A 16,472-nucleotide genomic window follows, 5' to 3' on the forward strand; every position below is an offset into this window, starting at 1 on the left:
GCTCCCGCACTCGCCGTCGTGCCCACACCCGGCGTGAGCCGCGCACCGCACAGTCGCACCCACGCACGAAAGCCCCGCCCCCCGGAAACCGAGGGGCGGGGCTCACCGGCCGATCGATCAGCCGATCTGCGTCCCCGTGGCGGTCAGCGCCTCGGTCACCGGCTGGAAGAACGTCTCCCCGCCCGAGGTGCAGTCACCACTGCCACCGGACGTGAGCCCGATCGCCTTGTCGCCCGAGAACAGCGACCCGCCGCTGTCCCCCGGCTCCGCGCACACGTCGGTCTGGATCAGCCCGTTCACGATGTCGCCGTTGCCGTAGTTCACGGTGGCGTCCAGCCCCGTGACCTTCCCGTCGTGCACCTGCGTGGTCGACCCGCTCCGCGTGACCTGCATGCCGACGGTCGCCTCCGCGGCACCGGAGATCTTCCGGGTGGACCCGTCGTACAGGTTCACCTCGCTCGGGTGAGCCACCTCCGCGGTGTACTTGACCAGACCGTAGTCGTCGCCCGGGAAGCTGGAGTCCGCGTTGGTCCCGATTCGCCTGCCGCTGGAGTCGGACCACGTGGAGATGCCCTCGGTGCAGTGCCCGGCGGTCAGGAAGAACGGCTCGCCGCCCTTGACCACGTTGAAGCCCAGCGAGCACCGGCCGCTGCCCCCGGTGATCGCGTCGCCACCGGCGATGAAGGGCTTGTACTCCCCCTGTGTCCGCTTCAGTTCGGCCCTCGCCCCGAGCCCGTCGACGACCTTCGTCAGCGTCGCCCACTCGGCCTCGGAGACCGTGCGGTCGGCGGTCACCACGACCTTGTTCGCCGTCGGGTCGGTCACCCAGGAGGTGCCCGGGATCGTCGCGTCCCGCTTCAGCGTGCTGCGGGCGCTCTTGAGCTCGGCGAGGGAGTGCGCCACGACTCTCGCCTTGGCGCCGGCCTTCTCGACGGCCCGCGCGGCGGCCTCGTCGACCACGTTCACCACGAGCGTCCGGCTCTTGGCGTCGTAGTACGTCCCGGCCGAGTCGGCACCCAGGTCCTCCGCCAGCGTCGAGGCGAGCTTTCCGGCCGCCGTGACGGACAGGGTACGGGGTGCGGACGCCTCGGGGGTCTCACTGGCGTTCGCGGTCTGGAACGTCACCCCCGCGGCCACGAGTGCGGTGATGCCCGCACCGGCCACGGCTGCACGCCGCCTGGGTATGCGTCGGTGCTTCAACTTCTGTCCTCCTGTGGGGGGTCGGCCAGGGAGGTTGTGGGGACCTCGCCGGACCGGAAGGCTTCGTTGACGAGCGCCCACTATTCCGAGGACAACGGGGAGCACACAAGGGTGAGTTCGAGACGCGCGTAGACGGCGCTCCGCACGCCCCCTCACCTTGACCGTCCATGGTCAAATCGGACCCAATCAACTCCCGTCCCCACTGCAAACATTACGCGTGAGTAATATGTGCGCACTCTGCGAGGTCTTCACATGGCTTGTTCTCGCCCTGCCTCACCACGGAAAAGGCCCCGCGCGCCGAAGCGCACGGGGGCCCAGGATGCCGCGAACTGCGAGCCGAACCGGCCTAGTAGACGCTGACGCCGTAGGCGCTCAGGGCCTCGGTGACCGGCTGGAAGAACGTCGTACCGCCGGAGGAGCAGTTGCCGCTGCCGCCGGAGGTCAGACCGTACGCGGTGCCGTTGCTGCCGTAGAGCGGGCCGCCGGAGTCACCGGGCTCGGCGCAGACCGTGGTCTGGATCAGGCCGGAGACGATGTCGCCGCCGCCGTAGTTGACGGTGGCGTTGAGGGCGGTGACCCGGCCGCTGTGCGTACCGGTCGTGGAGCCGTCGCGGATGACGGTGGTGCCCACACTCGGCGTGGCCGCGCGCGTGATGTCCACGCCGTTGGCGGTGCCGGGCCGGCTGACGGATCCGCTGTAGCGGACGATGCCGTAGTCGTTGCCCGGGAAGCTGGAGCCGGTCGTCGAACCGATGACCGTGGTGCGGCCGGAGTTGGAGTACCAGGTACCCGCGCCGTCCGTGCAGTGGCCGGCGGTCAGGAAGAACTGCTGACCGCTGCTGTTCTGGACGTTGAAGCCCAGGGAGCAGCGCCAGCTGCTCGCGTAGATGGCGTCGCCGCCCTGGATCAGCTTGTTGAACTTGCCGGGCGTGCGCTTGATCGTCAGCGCGTCGGCGTTGGCGCCGGCCTGCTGCTTGATCTTCGCGATCTCGGCCTGGCTGACCGTGCTGTCGACCGTGACGAGCACGCGGTTGGTCTTGCTGTCGACGGCCCAGGCGGTGCCCGGGATGTCGGCCTTCAGTATGGAGCCGCTGGCGCTCTTGAGCTCGGCGGCGCTGAAGGTGCTGGGGGTGTCGGACGCGTTCGCGCTGGGGATCGCGATCGCGGCAGCGGCGACGAGGCCGGTGGAAACGGCGATCAGCCGGGTCCGTCTCGACATGCCGCGGGGGGTGGTGCGCTTGATCCTCACTTTTCGTTCCTCCACAAAGGAAGTCGGGGGCCCTCGTGGGGTTGTGGGCCCGTGAGGCGCAGTCCGGGACCGGCTGTCCGGATTCCGAACAGGCCGTGTCCCTGACAAGCGCTGAGGGGGAGTATTCGGCCGAACGGCCGGTCGGCGCAAGGGTGCCTTTCGGCCGTCAACCTTTGAACGATCTTTGTGTTCAGCCCCTCGGAACCCACCCGTCACCCGAGTGTGCGCTCCCCCGCGGCAATTGCGACATCCAGGGTGTTCCCCGGCGGCGGGAAGGGGCAGACGAAGTGGTCGGCGAAGGCGCACGGCGGCAACAGCGCCCGATTGAAATCGACCGTCGTGCGGCCCTCGGCGTCCGGTGCGCCGGGCTCGAGGAACCGGAAGCGATAACTGCCGTTTCCGCTGGTGGCGTCGGCGAACACGGCCCACAGCGACCCGTCCTGCCGGACCGTCACCCGAAGGGTCAGCTCCCGGCCGTCCAGCTCGAAGGCCAGCTCCCCGCCGAGCCCGAGTCCCCGCTCCCGCCCGTCGGCGTTCGGCACCCGAACGGTACGGCCGCCGGTGCCGTAGGGCGTGAAGCGCCCCGGCACCGCCCAGCGGGGGTCGTACGGGGTGACGCGCAACCCGCGGAACGCCCGGCGCGCGGGGGACTCCGGGTCGTAGTCCCGCACGCCCCACACCCCCTCGCGCACCAGCACAACCAGTCGCCGCTCGCCGTACGCCACGCGCGCCCGGCCGGCCGGTCCCGGGTCCGCCGAGAGCCGCACTTCGCCGCCGAACGGCCGTTCGTCCACCGTGAGCCCGTCCGTTTCGGCGGCGCTCAGCACGACCCCGTCGGCGTCGGCCCGCCAGCCCCCCGTGATGTCCGGAAGTCGACCGTCCGGATAGTCGGGGATCCAGTGGGTCCCGACGAGGGCGAGCGGCCCGTGGGGCGCCGACACCGTCGCGACGCGCCGCTCGTGCCACCGCCGCCAGTCCTCGGATGCGTCCGTCGTCATACGGGCGACCCTGTCACACGGGACGGGTCAGCCGTCGCAGGGGCAGCAGCAGTCGCACCCGTCGCAGTCGCAGTCCCGGCAGCAGCCCTCGCGCCTCTTCCGGGACCACGGTCCCTCGTACTCCTTGGCGCAGCACAGCTTGCAGGTGCAGCACAGCAGCCAGAACATCCCGCAGCCGGCCCAGAACCCGCGCCGCGGCGGCCGGGGCCCCGGAGCACCCCCACCAAAACCGCCTCCACCGAAACCGCCCCCGCCGGAGCCGTCACCGCCGTACGCTCCTCCCCCGCCGGCGTACGGGTTGCCGCCGCCCGCATAAGGGTGCTGCGGAGAGCCGTAGGGCCCTTGCTGCCCGTGAGGCCCCTGCGGTTGCCCGCCGTACGGTCCGCCACCCTGGTGTGAGGCGCACACCGGCACCGTGCCGAACGCGCGGTCCACGGAACGCCGCAGTTCGTGCACGAGCAGCAGGTGCACGAGCTTCGGGTCGGCGAACTCGGCGTCGCGCAGCGCGAGCCGCACTCCGTGGAGCGCGTCCTCGGCGAGCCGCCGGACCTCCGGCAGGGGCGTGCCGGTCGCGGCGATCGGGTTCCAGGCGCCTGACGCGGCGTCAGCGTGCAGGTCCTCCACGGCGTCCAGGAGGTGGGCGAGACGCCCGAAGAGGCGCCCGGCCTCCGCGAGCGGCCCGGCGTTGTGCGGCCGGCCGGCGAGGACGGCCGTGTGCGCGAAGGCGGCGGCGGTCGCCGTCTCGGTCGGTTCGGTGACCGTCGGCAGCGGCGTCCCGGGCCCGGCGAGCGCCTCGATCCCGCCCTGTCGGTCCACGGCGTCGACGAGCACGGCGGTGTCGAAGCCGACGGCGGAACCGCTGCGCGCCCCGGCCCGGTCCCAGCCCGCGGCGACCCGGCGCGCGGCACGCGCGACCGGCGCGCGGGCGAGCAGCCCGTCACCGTCGGCGACGTGGTCGCGCACCTTGGCGGAGGCCAGCACCAGCGAGACGGCTGCGGCGAGCCGCGCACCCTCCCCGTGCGCGACGGAGGCGGTGCGCATCCCGCGCAGCGGGCACGGCCCGGCCGTACGCCGCGTGGCGCCGGGCAGGCCGGCCTGAGCCTCCGTCAAAACCGATATGAGAAGCCCGTCATAGTTCGTTACGACACGGGCGAACTGCCCGTGATCTCCGCGCAGCGCGAGACACAGTCCGCACAAATGCGCCATCCACTGACTGGTGAGCTTCTCCCCGAGATGGTGTCTGCAGGGCCTGACGATTCCGAACACGGCGCTCCCCCGGGCTTCGTTGCGACGCTGAGCTGCGGCATCGTATCGGCCCGCGCATTCACCCGTACGCCCCGGCCGTCACCCGGACGCCGAGAAGAATCATATTTCACTCACAGTCAGCAGCCGTTTGGGAAACGACCCTTGGGACATACGGACTCTCGACGGATTCGCTGTGCACCAGTACCGTCACAAACCCCCCGCGCGGCGTCTATCCACTTGGCGCGCCATCCGCATCATGGACGACCATAGGGATGCGGAAAGCAGAAAGACCGCTGTGAGAGGAGGCGTCCATGGGATCGGTACGCAAGGCAAGTGCCTGGCTTGGCCTCGTCGACGACAACGAAGACGAGCGTTACTACGACGACGACTACTCCGACGGGACCGAGCCCGGGGAGGCCTGGGTCACAGATCCGCGCGTCAAGGTGGCCTCGGACGTCGCCGAGGAGAAGGGCCGCCGCATCGGCACGGTGACCCCGGACAGCTTCCGGGACGCCCGGGCGATCGGCGAGCTGTTCCGCGAGGGCGTGCCGGTCATCATGAACCTCACGGCCATGGAGGCCGCCGACGCCAAGCGCGTGGTCGACTTCGCGGCCGGGCTCATCTTCGGCCTGCGCGGGTCGATCGAGAGAGTGTCGACCCGGGTGTTCCTGCTGACCCCCGCCCACACGGAGATCGTGAACGGCGACCCGGCCGCACACCGCGCGGACGGCTTCTTCAACCAGAGCTAGGGCAGGGCCGCTCACCGGCCCTGCCCCCCCCTGGCGGGCTGGACCGGACCGGGGCTACCGGAAGGCGTCGAGTCCGGTGAGCGCCTTGCCCAGCACGAGCTGGTGCATCTCGACGGTGCCCTCGTAGGTGAGCACCGACTCCAGGTTCGTCGCGTGCCGCATGACGGGATATTCCAGGGAGATGCCGTTGGCCCCGAGAATCGTGCGGGCCGTGCGGCAGATCTCGATCGCCTCGCGCACGTTGTTGAGCTTGCCGAAGCTGACCTGCTCCGGACGCAGGCGGCCGGCGTCCATGCGCCGCCCCAGATGGTGGGCGAGCAGAATCCCCTTGTGCAGTTCCACCGCCATGTCGGCGAGTTTGGCCTGGGTGAGCTGGAAGCCGCCGATGGGCCGGCCGAACTGCTCCCGTGACTTGGCGTAGTCGACCGCCGCCTCGAAACAGCTGCGGGCCGCGCCCATGGCGCCCCACACGATCCCGTACCGCGCGTGCGACAGGCAGCTGAGCGGTCCGCGCAGGCCGGTGACGTCCGGCAGGACGGCGTCGGCGGGCAGCCGGACGTCGTCCATGACGAGTTCGCTGGTGACGGAGGCGCGCAGCGACCACTTGTGCTTGATCTCCGGCGCGGAAAAGCCGCGGCTGTCGGTGGGCACGGCGAACCCGCGGATCCCGTCGTCCGTCCGGGCCCACACGACGGCCACCCCGGCGACCGAGCCGTTGGTGATCCACATCTTGCGGCCGTTGAGGACCCAGTCCGTGCCGTCGCGCTTGGCGTACGTCCGCATCGAGGCGGGGTCGGAGCCATGGTCCGGCTCGGTGAGGCCGAAGCAGCCGATGACCTCGCCGGCGGCCATGCGGGGCAGCCAGTGCCGCTTCTGCTCCTCGCTGCCGAAGCGGTGGATGGCGTACATGGCGAGGGAGCCCTGCACGGAGACGAGGGAGCGGATGCCGGAGTCGGCGGCCTCCAGCTCCAGGCAGGCCAGGCCGTACTGCACGGCACTCGCGCCGGCGCACCCGTAGCCCTCCAGGGACATGCCGAGGGCGCCGATGCTCCCGAGTTCCCGGGCCAGCTCCCTGATCCCCGGCAGCTCGCCCGTCTCGTACCACTCGGCGACGTACGGCAGCACCCGGTCCGCGGCCCAGGACCGCACGGTGTCCCTGACCCCGAGGTCCTCCGGCTCCAGCAGGTCGTCCAGGCCGAGGGGATCGGCGGGGTCGAAGGGAGGCAGCTTGGACGAACCGGACATGATCGACATCCCTCCGAGTCTCTTTAACTAGCACCGCTAGCCAAGACGCTACGACCTCGGCCCGCCCGCGCACCACCCGTACCCGCCGACTGCGAGACGAGGACGGCCCGCGGCCCGGCCCAGCCGCCGGCGCCACGGGCGGCGCGCGGTCGGGCGACGGGGGCGTCACACCGAGACGCGCGACTCCGCCGAGTCCCTCGGTGCGGGCACCTCCACCGGCCCCGTCTCACACTGCATGGTCCGCGGCAACCGCAACGCCATCACCGCCCCGAGCAGCAACAACCCGGCACTGACCAGCAACGTCACATGCAGTCCGTGCACGAACGCGTCCCGCGCGGCGTGCCGCAGGGCGACCCCGGCCGCCCCGCCCAGCTGCGCGGCGACCTCGTACGCCTCCCCCAGCGAATGCGCCGCCGCCGACGAAGCCGACTCCGGAACGCCCGGCACACCCGACAACCCCGGCGCGTACGCCGCGTTCATCACCGTGCCCAGCAGGGCGATCCCGATCCCCGCCCCCAGCTGGTACGACGTCTCCCCGATCGCCGCCGCCCCGCCGGCCTGCTCCGGCGGGGCCTCGCTCAGCATCGACTCGTACGCCCCGAACAGCGTCGTCTCCAGCCCGAAGCCCAGCAGCACGAACCCGCCCAGCATCAGCGCACAGTCGTCGGTGCGCCCCAGCGCCGTGAGCAGCACCACCGCGAACGCCGTCAGGCAGAACCCGGTGCACACCATGCGCCGCGGCCCGAACCGCCGCAGCATCCGCGCCCCGGCCAGCCCGGCCGCCATCGCCGCGAACGTCAGCGGCAGCAACCGCAGGCCCGTCTCCAGCGGCGACAGCCCGAGGACCAGTTGCAGGTACTGCGCGGCGATCAGTTCCAGCCCCACCAGCGCGAGCATGGCCAGCACGATGCACCCGACCGACGTGCTGAAGGCCGGCCGCGCGAACATCGTGAGGTCGACCAGCGGATGCCTCCGCCGCCGCTGCCGCCGTACGAAGGCGACCAGCAGCCCCGCGCCCGCCACCAGCGGCAGCACGGTGAGCGGGCTCCCCACCGACTCCCCGCTCCCGAGCCGTTTGACGCCCAGGACCACGCCGAACAGCCCGGCCGCCGCCATCAGCGCGCCGACCACGTCCCAGGGCCCGTCGCGCTCGCCCTTCGACTCGGGCAGCAGCAGACGGCCCACCGGGAGACTGACCAGCATCAACGGGATGTTGACGAGGAAGACCGAGCCCCACCAGAAGTGCTCCAGCAGGAAGCCGCCGAGCAGCGGCCCGACCGCCGCGCCGACCGCGGCCACGGCGCTCCAGACACCGATCGCGAGCGCCCGTTCGCGCCGGTCGGGGAAGACCTGCCGCAGGATCGACAGCGTCGCGGGCATGATCATCGCGCCGCCGACGCCGAGCAACGCCCGCGCCACGATCAGCACCTGGGCGCTGTCGGCCAGGGCCGCGAGCCCCGAGGCGACGCCGAACAGGGCGTACCCGAGGAGCAGGATCCGCCTGCGGCCGACGCGGTCGCCCAGCGTGCCGAAGAGGATCAGCAGCGAGGCGCAGACCAGTGGGTAGACGTCGACGATCCAGAGCAGCTCCATGCCGCCGGGCCGGAGGTCCTCGGTGACGGCGGGGACCGCCACGTGCAGCACGGTGGCGTCGACGGCGACCAGCAGCAGGCTGACGCAGAGGACGACCAGAACCACCCAGCGGTTGGCACCGGCCCCGGCCGCCCGACGGCGCAGCGCGGCGGCGGCCGTGGTCGTCCCGGACATGTACGTACCTCCAAGATGTTCCTCGCGATCGGCGGGCTCGCGGGGTGGGGGACGCCCCCGCGACTCGGCCGGAGAGGAGCGGTGGTCCCCGGCCCGCGCAAACGAAAAGCGAGTGACACGTCAGCGTACGCGAGTCCGCGCCGGTGCCTAGTGGCGGACCTCTCACACTTCAGGCGCAAACATGTGGCGTACACCACTGTCCTCTCCGTCGAGCACGCCCCCGGCCGGCCGGCCGGTTCCCGCCGCGGCCGATAATCGGGCCCGTGACCGATCTTGAGACGCGTGCGGCCCCGTACCGCGCCGGGGCGCTGCGCCGGGCGGCTCCGGCGCTGCTCGGCTACGCGGCCGTCCGCGCCCTGGGTCTGCTCGTCCTGTTCGTCTGGAGTGCGGCGCGGGACGAGAACGCGTACACGCTGCTGACGGCCCGCTGGGACGCGCTCTGGTACGTCAGGGTCGCCGAGCTGGGGTACGGCTACGAGGTGCGTCTGCCGAACGGGGACGTGCACTCGAACCTGGCGTTCTTCCCGCTGCTGCCCTGGCTGGAGCGGCTGGTGGCCGCGGTGTCGCCGCTGTCGTACGCGGACGGGGGGTTCCTCGTCGGCGCGCTGGCCTCGCTCGCCGCGGCGTGGGGGATCTTCGCGGTGGCGGAGCGGGTGTACGGGCGCCGGGCGGGGGTGTGCGCGGTGCTGCTGTGGGCCGTGCTGCCCGTCGGGATCGTGCAGTCGATGGCGTACAGCGAGTCGCTGTTCACGGCGCTCGCCGCGTGGTCCCTGTACGCGGTGCTGACCGGCCGCTGGGTGACGGCGGGCGCGCTGGCCTCGCTGGCCGGGCTGACCCGGCCGGTGGGGACGGCGGTCGTCGCCGCCGTGTGGGTGGCGGCGCTCGCCTCCTTCCTCGCGGAGCGGCGCGCGACCGCTGTCCGGCGGGAGGGGCGCCCGGCCCCGGTGGAGGAAGAGCGCGCGGCCGCGGCACACGGTGGGCCGGCCCCGGCGGCCTCCCGGGCCCGTCGCGTCCTCGGCATGCTCCTCGCTCCCCTCGGCACCGCCGGCTATGTGCTCTGGGTCGGCCACCGCACGGGCAAGGGCCCGCTCGGTTATCTCGACGTGCAGGCGGGGTGGCGCAACGGCTTCGACGGCGGTTACGCCTTCGCCCGGTTCGTCGCCGAGAAGTTCGCGTCGTTCCCCTCGGCGCTCGCCGGTGCGGGGCTGGTCCTCGGGGTCGCGTCAGTCGTCTGGCTGTACGGGGTCGGAGTGCGTCAGCGGCAGCCGCTTCCGCTGCTGGTCTACACCGGCGTCGTCGTCGCGCTCGCCCTGTGCGCGTCGAGCTACTTCGGCTCGAAACCGCGGCTGCTGATGCCCGCCTTCCCCCTCCTGCTGCCCCTCGCCCGAAGCCTGGCGGGGCGCCGTACGCGCAGGTCAGCGTGGGTTCTGGGGGTCGTCGCCGTCGCCTCGTCGGCGTACGGGGCGTTCTGGCTGAACGGCTCCGGTCCGCCCTGACCCGCTGTGAGCGCCGGGGGAAATCCGGCCCATCACCCGGTGAACGAATTCAAAAGGGCAATAAAACCCGGCTCCGGAATGATCAAAGGAATTGAAGGCCGTAGCGCCGGACGATTGTAGATTCGCTGGAAATAAACCTGCTCCTGAGAGGAATCCCACATCACATCGTCATCACAAAGCCGTTGATTCGACCGGGTTCCGAGCTCACTCGCTGTAACGTCGATTGGGTGCGTACCGAACCGAAGCTCACCCGTCTGGACCGGGTGTTCGCCCGGCTGGACCGTGAGCCGGAACGACCGGCCCACATCGATGTGCCGAAGATGAGCAGGCACCGCATCGTGCTCTTCGCGGCGACGCTCGCCTTCTACGGCGCCATCGTGTGGGCCGTGGTGATCACGTCCTGGCTGGTCCGCCTCGACTGGCAGGTGATGTTCTTCCGGCCGTACCAGCAGTGGTCGGAGATCCACTGGTTCGTCGACTACTACGTGGTGCTCGGCCAGCGCGGCCCGACCGCCGTGATGGTCGCGGCCTGGCTGGGCTGGCGCTCCTGGCGGCAGCACACCCTGCGACCCCTGCTCGCCCTCGGCGTCTCCCTGCTGCTGCTGAACGTCACGGTCGGCGCGGCGAAGTACGGCATGGGCCGCCTTGGCCCGCACTACGCGACGGTGATCGGCTCGAACGAGATGTGGCGCGGCGGCGATATATTTCCGAGCGGTCACACCGCCAACGCCGTGGTGACCTGGGGAATCCTGGCCTACATGGCCTCCACCCCCAGAGCGCGCCGCTGGCTGTCCGCCCTGTCCGCCGTGACCTCGCTCGGCGTCGGCATGGCCACCGTCTACCTCGGTACGCACTGGCTGAGCGATGTGCTGCTCGGCTGGGCCGCGGGCCTGCTGATCCTGCTGGCCCTGCCCTGGTTCGAGCCGCTGATCGCCCGCTCCGAGGCCCGGCTCCTCGCTCTGCGCGACCGCTGGCGGGACCGCCGCGACGGCGCCCGGACCACGCCGGTCAGCGCGCCGACCGTGGTGGTCACGCCCCTGCCCGTCGACCGGGACGACGTACCGGCGCGGGTCTCCCGGGCCCCGGTCTACCTGGCGCCGGGCCCGCACACGGCCCGCTCGGAGCGCACGCCGACCACCCCGGCCGGCAGCCGCCGCCCGCCCCACCCGGAGCGGCACCCGCGCGGCTCCACCTCCTCGGCCCGCCCCCTGACGGGCGGCTGACCCGGCCTGGGACGCACCCGACCGGCAGCACGAAGGCCCCGGTTCCACACGGAACCGGGGCCTTCGCCGGGTCTCAGCCCTTCCAGGCCCGGGCGACCAGGCCGCCCTTGACCTCGAAGTTCAGCCGGCCCGCCCGGTACTCCATGGTGATGATCGCCCCCGGTGGCAGGGAACGCACCGTGGGCCAGCCGCGCTCGCGCGCGAGGCGTTCGGCCCGGCCGGCCTCCAGGCCGACATAGGCGTCTGGGCTGTCGTCGGGTTCCGCGGAAGGTGTCGGTGGCATGGCGCCACGCTATGTCCTGCCCGCCGGGCGCGGAAGCCCGGGCCCGCACCGCTGGTCACTGTCCGCTCCCGGTCACGCTTCTGTCACAAGATCACGACAGGCGTTTCGGGCCGTGCCGGTCACACGGACGAGGGGTTCCGCAGGCCTTCCGCGGCATGGGATCGCAATTCCCGCGCGCTCGGTGAGCTCCTGGAAAAGGCCGCCGGAAAGAACCCGGGAGAAGTGCGCCCGGGGCCTGCTTCCATTCCGGTGACGGACCGGCCGGACAAGGCCGACTGCGCACGGAATTGCCGTGGCCCGGCGCGGAAGGGGCCGGTATGCCCCCTGTCCGGGCGCCCGGTGACGCGAGCATCATGGCGTGGGCCCGCGGGTACATGAGGCGCGGGCCGTGGCGGACCGGCACGCGAGGAGCGAAGGGGCGAGCGAGCGATGGGGACGCAGACCGTACCGGCGACGGTGCCGCCCGAGCAGCGGACGCGGCACGGCCGGGTGGTGGTCGACTGGCTCACGACGACGGACCACAAGAAGATCGGCCACCTCTACCTGATCACGGCGTTCGCGTTCTTCCTGGTCGCCGGTGTGATGGCGTTGGTGATGCGGGCCGAACTGGCCCGCCCCGGGCTCCAGGTCGTCGACAACCAGCAGTTCAACCAGCTGTTCACCATGCACGGCACGATCATGCTGCTGCTGTTCGCCACCCCGACCTTCGCGGGGTTCGCCAACGAGCTGATGCCGCTGCAGATCGGCGCGCCCGACGTCGCCTTCCCGCGGCTGAACATGCTCTCGTACTGGCTGTTCCTGTTCGGCGGGCTGATGGTGCTCGGGTCCCTGCTGGTGCCCTCCGGGCCTGCGGACTTCGGCTGGACCGCCTACGCCCCGCTCAACAGCGCGGAGCGCACGCCGGGCATCGGGGCCGACCTGTGGATCATGGGGCTGGCGCTGTCGGGCTTCGGCACGATCCTCGGCGCGGTCAACTTCATCACCACGATCATCGGGATGCGCGCCCCGGGCATGACGATGTTCCGGATGCCGATCTTCACCTGGAACACGCTGTTCACGTCGATCCTGATCCTGCTGGCGTTCCCGGTGCTGGCGGCGGCGCTGCTGGTGCTGGAGGCGGACCGGCGGTTCGGTTCGCAGGTCTTCGACGCGGCCAACGGCGGGGCGATCCTGTGGCAGCACCTGTTCTGGTTCTTCGGCCATCCCGAGGTGTACATCATCGCGCTGCCGTTCTTCGGCATCATCACGGAGATCATCCCGGTCTTCAGCCGCAAACCGCTGTTCGGCTACCTGACGCTGGTCGGGGCGACGATGGCGATCACCGGCCTGTCGCTGATCGTGTGGGCGCACCACATGTTCGCCACCGGCGCGGTGCTGCTGCCCTTCTTCTCCTTCATGAGCTTCCTCATCGCGGTGCCGACGGGCGTGAAGATCTTCAACTGGACCGGCACCATGCTGAAGGGCTCGCTGTCGTTCGAGACGCCGATGCTGTGGGCGACGGGCTTCCTGGTGACGTTCCTGTTCGGCGGGCTGACCGGGGTGATCCTGGCGTCGCCGCCGCTGGACTTCCACGTGACGGACACGTACTTCGTGGTCGCGCACTTCCACTACGTCGTCTTCGGCACGGTCGTCTTCGCGATCTTCGCCGGGTTCTACTTCTGGTGGCCCAAGTTCACCGGAAAGCTGCTCGACGAGCGGCTCGGCAAGATCCACTTCTGGACGCTGTTCACCGGCTTCCACACCACGTTCCTGGTGCAGCACTGGCTGGGCGCCGAGGGCATGCCGCGCCGGTACGCCGACTACCTCGCGGCGGACGGCTTCACGGCGCTGAACACGGTCTCGACGATCGGCGCCTTCCTGCTCGGCGCGTCGACGCTGCCGTTCCTCCACAACGTCTGGAAGACGGCCAGGTACGGCGCGAGGGTCGAGGTCGACGACCCGTGGGGCTACGGCCGTTCGCTGGAGTGGGCCACCTCCTGCCCGCCGCCGCGGCACAACTTCACGACGCTGCCCCGGATCCGGTCGGAGTCGCCGGCGTTCGACCTGCACCACCCGCGGTACGCGGCGGTGACTGCGCAGCCCGAGCCAGAGCCCCATCAAGCCGGTCGCGCGTCCTCCTGATCGCGTCGACCAGCCCGACCGGCTCCAGCACCTCGAACTCGAAGCCCAGCATGACGACGTGGATGACCATCACGTCGAGGCTGCCGGCCCCGCAGCGCAGCAGGCAGGTGTCCGGGCCCTCGGCCTCCAGCACCCCGGCGGAGGGCGAGATGTGCGCGGCGGCCTCCTCCAGGGGCGCCAGCAGCCGGACGACGGCGTGGGTGGCGTACACGCGCGTGGAGACGCCCTGGGAGACGTAGGCGGCCAGGTCCTCGGCGGGCGGCTCGCGGGGGACGAAGCGCGGGCCGTGCGGCGGTCTCGGGGTGATGCGGTCGACGCGGAAGGTGCGCCAGTCCTCCCGGTCGAGGTCCCAGGCGACCAGGTACCAGCGGCGCTCGGTGCACACCAGCCGGTGCGGTTCGACGCTGCGGCGCGACTCGGTGCCGTCGTGGCCCCGGTACGCGAAGCGGAGCCGTTCGGCGTCCCGGCACAGGTGGGCGAGTTCGGTGAGCACGGCCGGGTCGACGGAGGAGGGCAGCGAGCCGCGCAGCATCGGCACGGTGACGGCGTTCAGGGCGCTCACCCGGTGGCGCAGCCGGTTGGGCAGCACCTGCTCCAGCTTGGCCAGGGCCCGCACCGAGGTCTCGCCGATGCCCTCGATGCCCTGTCCGGCGGCGGTGCGCAGTCCGACCGCCACGGCGACGGCCTCGTCGTCGTCGAGGAGGAGCGGCGGGAGCTGGGCGCCCGCGCCGAGCTGGTAGCCGCCGCCGGTGCCGGGGCTGGCGTTGACCGGGTAGCCGAGTTCGCGGAGCCGGTCGACGTCCCGGCGCAGGGTGCGGGCGCTGACGCCGAGCCGGTCGGCGAGGTCGGCGCCGGACCACTCGCGGTGGGCCTGGAGCAGGGACAGCAGACGCAGCAGGCGTGCCGAGGTCTCCAACATGGGGGCGAGTCTGCCAGTCCTTGCGGACAGCCACTGTCCTCAAGGCGTGTAGGCCAGTTGCGGGACGGTGAAGCAGGTGCGGTTCATGTCGCCCTGGGCGACCCAGCCCTTCCCGTCCCGCCAGCGGGCGACGGACAGGCAGGTGTTCCTGGTCCGCGGCGGGTCGGGCAGCCGGGCGAAGCCGACGGGCAGGAGCAGTCCGCCGGCGGTGTAGCCGCGGCTGCGGTCCATCCAGGCGTCGAGGCACGCGCGCGTGATGCCCGTCCTCGCGCAGGACCGCGCGGCGTCGGTGAACCAGCGCGCGGCCGCCCAGCCCTCCAGCTGCCACTGCCCGTGCGTCTTCAGGTCCTTCGTCGCCTCGCGGAACTCCTGTACGGCCGGGTGGCCGGTGTCCTCGAAGTTGCGGCTGGCGCCGGTGGCCCACAGGGCGTTGCGGCAGCGCGGGGCGTCCGCGTAGGCGCCGGGGACGGCGGACGTCCAGTTCTGCACGTTGGTGACCTTGGCGGTGACGTCGGCGCCGACCTCGTCCATGGCCCGGCACAGGCGGGCGTTGCCGTGCCCGTCGATGGCGTCGAACACCAGGTCGGCCCCCTGCTCCTTCAGGTCGGCCGCCACGGCGCGGAAGTTGGGCAGGGCGAAGTCGACCTGCTCGGTGACGACCCGGTAGCCCTCGGCGCGCAGGCCGCGCTCGACGAGCCGGGCGTAGGCGGCCGAGGCGGACTGGTTGTAGGAGACGACGGCGGCGGTGCGGGCGCCGTGCTCGCGCTTGAAGTAGCGGTAGACCTCGGTGCCGCCGTACAGCTTCCCGTCCCAGCCGGTGGTGCCGTCGCGGGGCGCGAGGCTGCCGTAGATGCCGTAGAGGTGCGGGTAGGTGTCGTAGGCGCTGCCGATGGGCTGGCCGCCGATGTCGGGCACCCGCGCGCGGGAGACGCGGGAGGCGCCGGCGTAGTCGAGGGCGGTGGTGGCGACCAGGGCGAGGACCTTCTCCTGCCCGACGAGCCGGTCGACGCACTCGTTGTTGCCGACACCGCTGCCGCCGTCGTCGCACAGGCGCACCTCGACCCGGCGCCCGTCGATGCCGCCGCGCGCGTTGAGCCGGTCGAAGTAGGCCCTGGCGCCGTCGCGCGGGCCGGTGAAGGCGCTGCCGCCGACCGGGCTGGTGGCGCTGGTGATGATGCCGACTCGGAGGGGCGGGGCGGCCCGGGACGGCGCGGGCGTGCGGTCGTCGCGGGTGAAGTCGCTCTCCGGGAGGCGGCTGCCGCAGGCCGCGCTCAGGGCGAGCAGCAGTACCGCGGCGAGCGCCTCAACAGCCCGGGACCGGCGACCCATTGCCGCTCAGCTGCACCAGCGAGCACAGGGTCTTGACCGACACCTTCCAGGTGCCGTCCTGCTCGACGGCCGTGCCCTTGGCGTCCGGCAGGGCGGTGGCGCCCTTCAGGGTGAGCGTGTACGTCACGTCCGCCCCGGTCGCCGAGGTGAACTCGACCGCGCCGACGCGCGCCTGGACCTGCCCGCCGCGCTCGTCACCGCTGAAGGCCCGCAGCATGGGTGCCATCCGGTCGCCGTTCTCCAGGACGGCCTGCTTGTCCTCGGTCGAGGTCTCCGGGTCGAAGAACTTCTGCCAGTTCTGTCTGATCTCCGCCTCCGCCGCGGCCCGGTCGGCCGGTGCGCTGGCGGGAGCGCTCGTGGTCCGCTCCGCCGTGGGTGTGGGGGGCGTGGCGTCGCCGCCGCCGCTGTCGTCACCGCAGGCCGCCAGGGCCGGGGCGAGGGCCAGGAGCAGGGCGGCCGCGACGGCCGTGCCCCGTCCCGCGGTGCGCGGACCCCCCGTCGCGTTCCCCCGCTTGAGGTCGCTGCCGAGAACCATCTGGCTCACCACCGGGTGTCGGTCCGGGCCATGCGCGCCCGGTGCTTTCAGGGTCAGCTTCCACAGGGCATAGTGCAAGCGATCGGCGGACTTGAACAGGCAGCCAGACACGC

13 protein-coding genes and 1 pseudogene are annotated in these 16,472 nt (G+C 71.8%); 4 read left to right on the forward strand and 10 right to left on the reverse strand.

Translation table 11 applies throughout. The features are described 5' to 3' along the window. Window positions 1–117: 117 nt before the first annotated feature. The 4 genes from AC07DA_RS24720 to AC07DA_RS24735 all read right to left on the reverse strand — a co-directional run bounded on the left by AC07DA_RS24720 (window position 118) and on the right by AC07DA_RS24735 (window position 4,713). Window positions 118–1,200: a S1 family peptidase gene (locus AC07DA_RS24720; RefSeq protein ID WP_479130380.1), complete on the reverse strand. Its 1,083-nt coding sequence runs from the start codon at window positions 1,198–1,200 to the stop codon at window positions 118–120. A gap of 346 nt (window positions 1,201–1,546) precedes the next feature. Continuing rightward, window positions 1,547–2,449 carry a S1 family peptidase gene (locus AC07DA_RS24725; protein ID WP_479130381.1) on the reverse strand — a complete coding sequence of 301 codons (903 nt, stop codon included), beginning with the start codon at window positions 2,447–2,449 and terminating at the stop codon, window positions 1,547–1,549. Between the two features lie 212 nt (window positions 2,450–2,661). After that, window positions 2,662–3,447, reverse strand: coding sequence for a DUF1684 domain-containing protein (locus AC07DA_RS24730; RefSeq protein WP_479130382.1), 786 nt, complete (start codon window positions 3,445–3,447; stop codon window positions 2,662–2,664). Window positions 3,448–3,474: 27 nt separating this feature from the next. Next, window positions 3,475–4,713, reverse strand: coding sequence for a DUF5685 family protein (locus AC07DA_RS24735; protein ID WP_479130383.1), 1,239 nt, complete (start codon window positions 4,711–4,713; stop codon window positions 3,475–3,477). Between the two features lie 290 nt (window positions 4,714–5,003). On the opposite strand from AC07DA_RS24735, the gene AC07DA_RS24740 reads away from it, so the two are divergent. Next, on the forward strand, window positions 5,004–5,441 hold the full coding sequence (locus AC07DA_RS24740) for a cell division protein SepF (protein ID WP_311688586.1): 438 nt from the start codon (window positions 5,004–5,006) through the stop codon (window positions 5,439–5,441). Between the two features lie 54 nt (window positions 5,442–5,495). Here the strand turns inward: AC07DA_RS24740 and AC07DA_RS24745 are convergent, their stop codons facing one another. Beyond that, complete coding sequence (locus tag AC07DA_RS24745) at window positions 5,496–6,686, reverse strand: acyl-CoA dehydrogenase family protein (protein WP_479130422.1); 1,191 nt, start codon at window positions 6,684–6,686, stop codon at window positions 5,496–5,498. 165 nt (window positions 6,687–6,851) lie between these two features. Then, window positions 6,852–8,453, reverse strand: a complete 1,602-nt coding sequence (locus AC07DA_RS24750) for an MFS transporter (RefSeq protein ID WP_479130384.1) — start codon at window positions 8,451–8,453, stop codon at window positions 6,852–6,854. A 263-nt stretch (window positions 8,454–8,716) separates the two neighbouring features. Between AC07DA_RS24750 and AC07DA_RS24755 the strand changes: the two genes are divergently transcribed. Together AC07DA_RS24755 and AC07DA_RS24760 are read left to right on the forward strand one after the other, a co-directional pair. Next, window positions 8,717–9,949 carry a glycosyltransferase family 39 protein gene (locus AC07DA_RS24755; protein WP_479130385.1) on the forward strand — a complete coding sequence of 411 codons (1,233 nt, stop codon included), beginning with the start codon at window positions 8,717–8,719 and terminating at the stop codon, window positions 9,947–9,949. A 227-nt stretch (window positions 9,950–10,176) separates the two neighbouring features. Beyond that, on the forward strand, window positions 10,177–11,172 hold the full coding sequence (locus AC07DA_RS24760) for a phosphatase PAP2 family protein (protein WP_479130386.1): 996 nt from the start codon (window positions 10,177–10,179) through the stop codon (window positions 11,170–11,172). A 73-nt stretch (window positions 11,173–11,245) separates the two neighbouring features. On the opposite strand, the gene AC07DA_RS24765 is transcribed toward AC07DA_RS24760, so the two are convergent. Next, entirely contained in the window at window positions 11,246–11,455 is a 210-nt protein-coding gene (locus tag AC07DA_RS24765; RefSeq protein WP_479130387.1) for an I78 family peptidase inhibitor, read from the reverse strand. Window positions 11,456–11,884: 429 nt separating this feature from the next. Between AC07DA_RS24765 and ctaD the strand changes: the two are divergent. Continuing rightward, window positions 11,885–13,456 (forward strand): annotated as a pseudogene (gene ctaD / locus AC07DA_RS24770) (aa3-type cytochrome oxidase subunit I); the annotation flags it as partial. Here ctaD and AC07DA_RS24775 read toward each other — a convergent pair. From AC07DA_RS24775 to AC07DA_RS24785, 3 genes are read right to left on the reverse strand one after another with little or no spacing between them, the layout of a single operon-like run. Next, entirely contained in the window at window positions 13,455–14,495 is a 1,041-nt protein-coding gene (locus AC07DA_RS24775; RefSeq protein WP_479130388.1) for a helix-turn-helix transcriptional regulator, read from the reverse strand. The pseudogene ctaD and the gene AC07DA_RS24775 sit on opposite strands and share 2 nt — an antisense overlap. A 39-nt stretch (window positions 14,496–14,534) precedes the next feature. Next, the gene (locus AC07DA_RS24780) at window positions 14,535–15,824 is read right to left on the reverse strand and encodes an ABC transporter substrate-binding protein (RefSeq protein ID WP_479130389.1); all 1,290 of its coding nucleotides are present in this window, start codon (window positions 15,822–15,824) and stop codon (window positions 14,535–14,537) included. Beyond that, window positions 15,799–16,359: an MTB12 C-terminal domain-containing protein gene (locus AC07DA_RS24785; protein ID WP_479130390.1), complete on the reverse strand. Its 561-nt coding sequence runs from the start codon at window positions 16,357–16,359 to the stop codon at window positions 15,799–15,801. Before AC07DA_RS24785 ends, AC07DA_RS24780 begins: the two co-directional genes overlap by 26 nt. Between the last annotated feature and the right edge of the window lie 113 nt (window positions 16,360–16,472).

The organism is Streptomyces sp. NPDC044921, from assembly GCF_056432865.1.